The sequence below is a fragment of the Lactobacillus bombicola genome, from assembly GCF_900112665.1.
GTDB classification, from domain to species: domain Bacteria; phylum Bacillota; class Bacilli; order Lactobacillales; family Lactobacillaceae; genus Lactobacillus; species Lactobacillus bombicola.
This window is the reverse complement of record NZ_FOMN01000001.1, coordinates 1-491: the sequence shown is the minus strand read 5'-3', so window position 1 is coordinate 491 and position 491 is coordinate 1. Positions and strand designations below refer to the sequence as shown.

The 491-nt window shown below is 42.0% G+C and carries 1 pseudogene; it reads right to left on the bottom strand.

The features are described 5' to 3' along the window. Positions 1-491: pseudogene (locus BM203_RS08335) on the bottom strand (hypothetical protein); the annotation flags it as partial.

The window sequence follows — 491 nt, the reverse complement described above, 5'->3', positions numbered from 1 at the left end:
TCAGCCTTGGCCTTGGCTTTAGCAGCAGCTAAATCGGTCTTACCAGCACTATCCTTAACGGCATCAATATCAGCGATTGCCTTGTCTTTAGTTGTAGTTACAGCCGCACTATCAGTCATTGTTGGATCGTCGATCTTACTAATCGCATCTTTGGCAATTTTATCAACTGCATCTTTATCTGCTTGATTAGTTAAGCCAGGTTTAACCTTATCAGCTTCTGCCTGAATTTCAGCCTTGGCCTTGGCTTTAGCAGCAGCTAAATCGGTCTTACCAGCATTGTCCTTAACAGCATCAATATCAGCGATTGCCTTGTCTTTAGTTGTAGTTACAACCGTACTATCAGTCATTGTTGGATCGTCGATCTTACTAATCGCATCTTTGGCAATTGTATCAACTGTATCTTTATCTGCTTGATTAGTTAAGCCAGGTTTAACCTTATCAGCTTCTGCCTGAATTTCAGCCTTAGCCTTGGCTTTAGCAGCAGCTAAATC